We start from the raw sequence: 8,531 nt of genomic DNA, 5'->3' as shown, positions 1-8,531 counted from the left end.
TATTGATGACTCGAGGAATTAAAGGTACTTATATTTATGTATGTAATCCTGAATTAAGAGAATATATGTCTTCACATATTGAAGTATTTTCTAATGAGGCGAAAAATCTTTTTAATTTAGGACATAATCCTGATGTAGAATTAAAAGTTGCAGCTTTTAAAGAAGAATGACGGATATAGACTTTTTCAAATATCTCTACTTCTGTTCGCCTTTTATTCCTGCAATGATTCTTTCGGCATTTTCTTTTTGCTTATAATAGTCAGGGAGTTTTGATTTGTTTTCAGGGTAACGCATATATTCTGTACTTTTTGTTTGTTCTACAAGGAGATGGGTAAAGAATTGTTCCCAGCTGAAGAATTCTTTTGAGTCTATGTAGTCTGAAGGATTTTCCAATATTTTTTTTATCTGTGCTTTGTGTAACAAGCCTGATTTTAAAATAAGCCATTCAAAGGATTCCGGAAGGCAGAGTGTGACGTTAGAAGGATTTTTTGTATTTTTATATAGTTCCATAAACCTGTTCATTTCTGAACCGAATGCGGAACCGTCAGCAATTATAAGAAGTTTTTTTTCTGGATTTGTGTTTGTAAAATCCTGTATCCATTTATTTAATTTTGATTTTGAGCCGGAAGTTTTGCATGTAATTTTGCTTCCATCAAAATAGGCGCAATAAAATTCATAACCGGATTTTGAATCTTCAACAACAACTGTATCATAGAGAAATTTTTTTCCTGCACTTTTTTTTGTGTAAATGTGATTGTCCGTAGAGGTGAATAATTTTATAAAGGTATGATTTTTTTTACCTGACGTTTTTATCTGATAGATTTCATCTACGCTGTAAGGAAGTTGAGGAAGTTGTTCTCGGTTAAAAAAGACATAGTAATTGTCTGTTTTTTTTATTGCTTTTGCAAAATCTTCGGAAAGAGCAAAATTATAACCTTCATCTATAAAAATAATGCTGTTCTTAATGCTTTTGAGATTCTGCTGCCATAAATTTGGATCTGAAAGAACGGCACAGTTTTTACTTCCGGTACAAGTCCATTTTACGCCGCTTGAAGTTCCCTGTTCATAAAATGCACGTATCATTCTATATAAGGTAGTTTTTCCTGAACCACTGTCACCGCAAACGATAGTTATGTTTCGTTTTAAATCAAACTCATATCTGGCATTTCTATTTGAAACTTCTATGTGTTGAATACCGTTCATTATTTACCTCAAAAGCCGGAAAAAGATTCAGCAACAAATTCTCTCATATTGTGAACTATATTACCTGTATTTGTTATTTTGATTTTAAAATCATCATGGCCAAAGTCCATCACATGCCGGAGGTTAATTACAAGTTTCTTTTTTAGTCCAAGTTTTAAGATCCATTTGGCACAGTTGTTTCCACAGGTTGATGCGTTAAAAACTTTTGAATTATCAAAGGCCATGAGTAATAAAGTTTTTACACCTCCGGATAAGTCAGTTGGTGTAATGGCTCCTAAATAGGGGCTTTCTATAACGTGCCCTGAAATTACTTTAGATTTATCTATGTCTTTTATAATTTCTTTTCCAAAGTCAGAGGTTATCCATTTGTCCTGAAAGGTGTTATCAAAATATAATGAGGTATTGTATATATAATTTTTGTCATCAAACATATCACCGAAAGTAACATTCAGCATTTTAGCGGATCTCCTGTAATTCAATTTTAAGGGTTTAAGGGATTTTTGCCAATGTTGAATTTATTTCCTGTTCAACACACCGACCGGCGGCCGGCGAGGACTTCCTGGTAGTCGATGTAGTTTTCCTGGAGGAGTTTTGGTGTGTCCAGTCCGTAAGGGCAGTGGGAGGAGCATTTGTTGCAGTGGATGCAGCTAGTGATGAGGGACATTTTTTTCTGCCATTCTTCGTTGAGCCAGGAGGCGCTTGGGGCACGGCGGAGCATTAAGGACATGCGGGCGCAGTTGTTGATTTCTATTTTCTGAGGGCATGGCATGCAGTAACCGCATCCACGGCAGAAGCTTCCGCAGAGTTCCTTTCTGTCTTTTTCTATGAGTTCTTTTATTTTGCCTGAGTAGTCCGGTTCTTTTTTCTGGAAGGAAATAAATTCTTCGAGTTCATTCATTCGCTGGATTCCCCAGATAGGGAGGACGTTGTCAAACTGATTGATGTAGGCATAGGCTGCTGCTGCGTTTGTAATGAGTCCGCCGGAGAGGGCCTTCATTGCAATAAAGCCCATGTTTTTTTCCTTGCACTGTTTTACAAGCTCGATTTCTTTTTCTGTGGAGAGGTAGCAGAATGGGAACTGCAGGGTTTCGTAAAGTCCGCTCTGGATTGCTTCCCGGGCTACGTTCAGTCTGTGGTTGGTGATTCCGATGTGGCGGATTTTTCCTTCAGCTTTTGCCTGGAGCATTGCTTCGTAAAGACCGGTGCCGTCTTCTGGTTTTGGGCAGAAGGCCGGGTTATGAAACTGGTATAAGTCAATGTAATCTGTTTTAAGGTTCTTAAGGGAAGTGTGGAGCTGGTCCCAGAATTCTTCTGTGGTTTTGCACATTGTTTTTGTGGCAATAAAAACTTTGTCACGGATTCCTTCAAAGGCAATGCCTAATTTTTCTTCACTGTCTGTGTAGAATCTTGCGGTGTCAAAAAAAGTCCAGCCTGCTTCGTATGCACGGCGAATGAGTTTTACTGCATCTTCTGTTGAATCTCTCTGAAGGGGAAGGCAGCCAAGTGCATTTTTAAGTGTAGAAATATTTGTAGAACCAAGAATTACATTTTTCATTTTTTTCTCCGGTCTGGAATTAGTTTAAAAAAATACCGCTATGGCTTTTAACCATAACGGTATGTATTCATTTAATTAGCGGAAGATTCCGAATGATGCAAGAAGAATTATAAAGAGTAAAACAGGGCAGCAGAATTTAATCATTACAACATAAAGTGCTTTACGTGCAAAGTGTTCTCCGTTGCGTGTGATTTCATCAACAATAGCTTTTGGTTTTACAATCCATCCGATAAGGAGACAGGTAAGGAGTCCTACAATCGGCATAAGGATGTTGTTGCTTACGTAGTCAAAGATATCAAGAATCTGTGCAACGCTTCCGTTTGGAAGTGTGTGTTCAAAGTAGAATACGTTGTATCCCAGACATACTACGATAGAAATTACAAATGCAATTGCTGACATAATGAGTACGGCCTTTTTGCGTGACCAGTGCATTTTGTCGATCATACTTGAAACTATTGCTTCAAGAATTGAAACGGCACTTGTAAGTGAAGCAAACATTACCATTACAAAGAAGATGAGTCCGATAAAGGTTCCAAACTTTCCGAGTGAAAGGAATACTTTTGGAAGGGTGATAAAGATAAGTCCTGGTCCTGCACTCATTCCCTCTGTTCCTGAGAAAGCAAATACTGCAGGGATAATCATCATTCCGGCAAGGATGGCAACACCTGTATCAAATATTTCAATCTGGTTTACTGATTTGCCAAGGTTGTTTTCTTTTTTCATGTATGAACCGTAGGCAACCATGATTCCCATAGAGATACTAAGTGAATAAAAGAGCTGTCCTAAGGCATCTACAATTACATAGAGAAGTTTAGAAAAGGTCAGTCCTTTAAAGTTAGGAATAAAATAAATTGAAGCACCTTCAAGACCAGTTCTTGTTACGCCGTTTGCATCTGTGTGCTTAAGGGTAAGGGAATAGATTGCAATAAAGACAACGATAAGGAAAAGCACTGGCATAAGAATCTTTGAGTACTTTTCAATTCCGTGTTCAACACCTTTGTAAACAATAATAAAGCATCCAAAGGCAAAGATAACTGTGTAAAGGATTGGCTGCCACTGTGATGTAATAAAGCCTGTAAAGAAGCCCTCTTCTGTAGTAACGTCACCAAGGAAGGCAAGGTAGGTAAACATGTATTTCATTACCCAGCCGCCGATTACACAGTAGTAAGGATAGATGATGAATGGAACGATAAAGGCAAAGAATCCTAAAAATCCCCATTTTGAATTAAGCTTTTTGTAAGCTGTAAGGGGGCTTTCCTGAGTCTTGCGTCCGATTGCAATTTCAGTGATGAGCATTGTAAAACCGAAAGATACTGCAAGAATTAAGTAGATGAAAAGGAAAAGACCACCACCGTCTTTTGCAGCCAGATAAGGGAAGCGCCAGATGTTTCCAAGACCTACGGCACTGCCTGCTGCTGCAAGTACAAAACCAATTGAACTTGTAAAGGCATTTCTTGGTTTAGCCATGTTTTTTTCTGAATCCATTAGATTAAACCTCTTAACTTTTTGATGTAAAGTCTACTATATAATAAACGCGGATAATTGTCTTTACTATAACTTGTCCATGTTAAAGTTTTCTATTATACTGCACATATTCTTTGGAAAGATGTCCGAGTGGTTTAAGGTACACCCTTGGAAGGGGTGCGCAGGTGAAAGCTTGCCGGGGGTTCGAATCCCCCTCTTTCCGTTTTTTCAGGTATTTCCTTTTTTGACGATGACACTGTAATCCATAAACACTATAATCGTTACAAAATCAAATCTATTCACATTTTAGAAGGTAAAAATATGTTACTGGCACAAATTTTTGCTGTGGCTATCTTCCTTGTAATGTTTTTCTTAATCATTACGGAGAGATTCCCTAAACAGTACACGACTTTGGTTTGCGGTGCTCTTACACTGCTTTTGGTCTTTGCTGTTGGCTTTGGTGTCAAGAATGGTGACTGGGCTCATGCCGGCCTGGCTGCTAAAGAGACACTGAATGTACACACAATTTTTAAGCTTGGTTTCTGGTACACTGCTGCCGGAGAAGTTGAATCAAGCGGAATTGACTGGGGAACTATAATCTTCCTTTGCGGAATGATGATTATGGTAGAAGGAATGGCTCGTGTAGGATTTTTCCGCTGGCTTTGTCTTCGTCTTGCAAAGGCAGTTCACTACAGGGTAATTCCAATTTTTATTGTATTCATGATTATGAGTGCTGTTCTTTCTATGTTCATTGATTCAATTACAGTAATTCTCTTTTTAGCTGCAGTAACTGTTGAACTTTCCATGCTTCTTAAATTTACTCCTGTGCCAATGATTCTTGCAGAAATTTTCTGTGCAAACCTGGGTGGTTCTTCTACTATGTGTGGTGATCCGCCAAACATTATCATCGGTTCAAAACTTGGTTATTCATTCATTGACTTCCTTTGCAATACTGGTCTTATTGCAGGTATAAGTCTTGTAATCGTAATTTTCTATTTTTACTTTGTAAGCAAAAAGGAACTTTCCGTAACTTCTGAAGATATTGATACTTCCAGGTTTCCTGTTCCTGAATCTGCAATTAAGGACAAGGCCGGCTTTGCAGTAAGCTGTGTAATTTTTGCCTGTGCAGTTGTGCTTCTTGTAACTCATGCAAATACACATCTTAGTGTTGCAACAATCGGTCTTGGAATTGCAATTATAACTTTGCTTACTTCGGCTAAACATATTCCGGAGCTTCTTAAAAAAGTTGACTATCAGACACTTTTGTTTTTTATAGGTTTGTTTGTTGTTGTCGGTGGTCTTGAGCAGACTGAGATTCTTAAGCTTATAGCTGCCTTTATTGAAAAAGTTTCAGGCGGAAATGCTTATCTTATGATAGCAATTATTATATGGGTAAGTGCTTTTGCTTCGGCCTTTATTGATAACATTCCATTTGCTGCAACAATGGTTCCTGTAATCAAGAGTCTTGCTGTTACTTCCGGCGTATCACTTTCTACAATGGCATGGGCTCTTTCTATGGGAACAGATATTGGTGGAAGCGGTACACCTATCGGAGCCAGCGCAAATGTTGTTGGAACTTCTGTAGCTGCTAAAGCCGGACATCCTGTTGGATGGGGCAAGTATTGTAAGACATCTGCACCTGCAACGGTTCTGGTACTGGCAATTTCTACAGCAGTAATTTTTATCCGTTATCTGTAAAACGGGGTATAATATAGTAACTGCTCTGTTGGAGGAAAAAATGAAACAGCTGATTATTTCAATAGGTCGTGAATATGGTTCAGGAGGTCATGAAATCGGTCGTAAGCTTGCAGAAAAACTTAACCTGGATTTTTATGACAGGAACCTTCTTGATGAAATTGCACATATAAAAAATTCTGATGCTGAACTTCTTAAAAAATATGATGAAGCTCCTAAGAAAAGATTTTTCAGCAGAACTGTCCGGGGCTACAGCAATTCTCCAGAAGAAAATGTAGCTGAACTTCAGTTTGCACTTTTAAAACACAAGGCTGCTGATGAAGATTCATTTGTAATTGTTGGCCGCTGTACTGATGAGATTTTTAAGGACCTGGCAAATTACATTTCTATTTTTGTTACAGCTGATGAAGACAAGAAAGTTGAGCGTGTAATGAAGTATCGTAATATGTCGGAAAAGCAGGCCCGCAAGACAATCGAGCGCCATGACAAAACCCGCCGTGCTTACCATGATCATTTCTGTAAGGCAAAGTGGGGACTGGCTTCTACTTACGATCTTTGTGTTAATTCATCTGTATTGGGAATCGATGGAACTGTAGATTTTCTTGTAAATTACATACAGAACTTCTGCAATGACAATAAATAGAATTCAGGGTATAATGCAGGAATGACAGATTTAGAAATTTACAGACTTGTAAAAAAGACTTCTATCATTCTTGCAGTTATTGCTGTTTTTGTTTTTTTGGTTGCTTCAAGAAAGATATATAAATTTTCCGTAGACAATCCAGTGCTTTATGAATTCAGGTTTGAACAGTTGAATCCTTATGAAAAGGGTGTAACAAAAGCTATGGAAAAAACCGGTGCTGTTCAGGATAAGACTTTATTCAAGAGAACTAATAAAAGTAAGAACAGCTATGATTTCTTTGATGATGTTTCCCGTAAGCATAAATAATTTTAAGCTGAATCTTAGTGAGTCAGATTGATTCTTATTGAGACAGTGCCTTTTGCTTCTTTGCAGAATGGCACTATTTTTTTTGCATAAAATTCATTATAATTGGGCAGTTATTTTTTTATTAACTGAGGTTATCATGAAAAACATTCAGAACAAATGGATTAGGGGTGCAATTCCTGCGCTTCTTCTTCATTGTAGTATCAGTACAGTATACTGCTGGTCAATTTTCAGTCAGGAAATTGCAGCCTACATTGGTTTTTCAAAAGGAGCAACTGAATGGGCGTTCAGTTTTGCAATCTTCTTTTTGGGAATGTCTGCAGCATTTCTTGGAAATCTTGTTGAAAAAAACATTCACAAGTCTTCTTTAATTGCGACAATTACTTTTGCCGCAGGTATGGCTGGTACCGGTTTCTTTATCTGGTACGGCGGAAATCATCAGCACAGTGCTCTTGCACTTGCAGGTATTTACGTAAGTTATGGCTTTATCATGGGTATTGGTCTTGGTACAGGTTATCTTTCTCCTGTAAAGACTCTCATGCTCTGGTTTAAAGATAAAAAGGGTCTGGCAACAGGTCTTGCTGTAGCAGGATTTGGTGCTGCAAAAGCTATTGCTTCTCCTATTATGCAGAAGCTTCTTTATTCAGATGTTGCAACTCAGACACAGAGGGAAGGCGGTATTTACAAGATGTTCTTTATTCTTGCAATCGCTTACTTTGTAATGATGTTTGTAGGTCATCTTCTTCTTGCTAAGCCTGCTGACTGGGTTGAACCACAGAACAAGGCTAAGGAAGAGGGAATCATTGCAACCCTTAAGCGTGAACCAATCGTAAGCTATGTTGCTATCTGGCTTATGTTCTATATTAACATCACTTGTGGTCTTGCACTTATTTCTCAGGAAAAAATGATTATTAAGTGTATCGGTCTTGCAGCATTTGCAGGTCTCTTCTCTACAATTTCTGCTGTATTCAATGCCGGTGGTCGTCTTGGATTCTCTGCATGGGCAGATCACATGAAGGACCGCAACACTGTTTACAAGCTTATCTTCATTCTTTCAATCGCATTCACTGGCGTAGTTTATTTTACAAAGGGAATTGCAAACGGTGACGGAAATACTATTCTGATTATTTTTGTACTTGCACTTATCTTCTTTGTAAACGCTGGATACGGTGGCGGATTCTCAAATATTCCAACACTTCTTTCTGACCACTACGGAATGGGTTCAATTTCTGCTATTCACGGAATTACACTTTCTGCATGGGCATTTGCAGGTCTTACAGGAAACCAGATGGCTTCTTATATTGTAAATCACACTGGAAAATTTATTGAACAGCATCACGGTGACCTTGTAGTTATGGTTAATCCTACAGGTTATCAGAATGTTCTTATTGTAACCGGTGCACTTTACATAGTAGCACTCCTTCTTTCTGTATTCCTTGTTAAACCGGTAAAGAAATAAGAATGAATTTTAAATAAGAATAAAAGGTGCCCTGGCTGGTGTTTAACTGGTCAGGGATTTTTTTTTCCCGGATGAATACTCACAAAAATTTATTAATTTTTAAATATTAACTGTGGTTAGCCAGGAAAAAAGTTAGATAACCGCAGGTGATAATTGTATCGTATGATATATATAATATATAAGTAATATAAACTTGAATTTTTATAACC

Annotated in this window: 8 protein-coding genes and 1 tRNA gene; 5 read left to right on the top strand and 4 right to left on the bottom strand. The window is 37.9% G+C overall.

Features of this window, described 5'->3' with window-relative positions:
- Positions 1-195 precede the first annotated feature (195 nt).
- The 4 genes from K6D58_RS11300 to K6D58_RS11285 all read right to left on the bottom strand — a co-directional run bounded on the left by K6D58_RS11300 (position 196) and on the right by K6D58_RS11285 (position 4,243).
- Positions 196-1,203 (bottom strand): hypothetical protein, encoded by a 1,008-nt coding sequence (locus tag K6D58_RS11300; protein ID WP_296830728.1) that lies wholly within the window; start codon positions 1,201-1,203, stop codon positions 196-198.
- 8 nt (positions 1,204-1,211) lie between these two features.
- Positions 1,212-1,658, bottom strand: coding sequence for a DUF4869 domain-containing protein (locus K6D58_RS11295; protein ID WP_296830726.1), 447 nt, complete (start codon positions 1,656-1,658; stop codon positions 1,212-1,214).
- Between the two features lie 71 nt (positions 1,659-1,729).
- Positions 1,730-2,758, bottom strand: a complete 1,029-nt coding sequence (locus K6D58_RS11290) for an aldo/keto reductase (RefSeq protein WP_296830724.1) — start codon at positions 2,756-2,758, stop codon at positions 1,730-1,732.
- 75 nt (positions 2,759-2,833) lie between these two features.
- A complete protein-coding gene (locus tag K6D58_RS11285) occupies positions 2,834-4,243 on the bottom strand; it encodes a sodium-dependent transporter (protein ID WP_296830722.1) in 1,410 nt (469 codons plus the stop codon).
- A gap of 115 nt (positions 4,244-4,358) precedes the next feature.
- Here K6D58_RS11285 and K6D58_RS11280 point away from each other — a divergent pair.
- The 5 genes from K6D58_RS11280 (at position 4,359) to K6D58_RS11260 (ending at position 8,322) form a co-directional block, all read left to right on the top strand.
- A tRNA-Ser gene (locus K6D58_RS11280) sits at positions 4,359-4,445 on the top strand.
- 98 nt (positions 4,446-4,543) lie between these two features.
- On the top strand, positions 4,544-5,920 hold the full coding sequence (locus K6D58_RS11275) for an ArsB/NhaD family transporter (protein ID WP_296830720.1): 1,377 nt from the start codon (positions 4,544-4,546) through the stop codon (positions 5,918-5,920).
- A 40-nt stretch (positions 5,921-5,960) separates the two neighbouring features.
- Positions 5,961-6,560 carry a cytidylate kinase-like family protein gene (locus K6D58_RS11270; RefSeq protein WP_296830718.1) on the top strand — a complete coding sequence of 200 codons (600 nt, stop codon included), beginning with the start codon at positions 5,961-5,963 and terminating at the stop codon, positions 6,558-6,560.
- Positions 6,561-6,581: 21 nt separating this feature from the next.
- Positions 6,582-6,866: a hypothetical protein gene (locus K6D58_RS11265; protein WP_296830716.1), complete on the top strand. Its 285-nt coding sequence runs from the start codon at positions 6,582-6,584 to the stop codon at positions 6,864-6,866.
- 136 nt (positions 6,867-7,002) lie between these two features.
- Complete coding sequence (locus tag K6D58_RS11260) at positions 7,003-8,322, top strand: MFS transporter (protein ID WP_296830714.1); 1,320 nt, start codon at positions 7,003-7,005, stop codon at positions 8,320-8,322.
- The last annotated feature ends 209 nt before the right edge of the window (positions 8,323-8,531 follow it).

The organism is Treponema sp. (genome assembly GCF_024696245.1).
Lineage (GTDB): Bacteria > Spirochaetota > Spirochaetia > Treponematales > Treponemataceae > Treponema_D.
The sequence above is the reverse complement of the archived record's forward strand: the minus strand, read 5'-3'. Positions and strand labels throughout refer to the sequence as shown.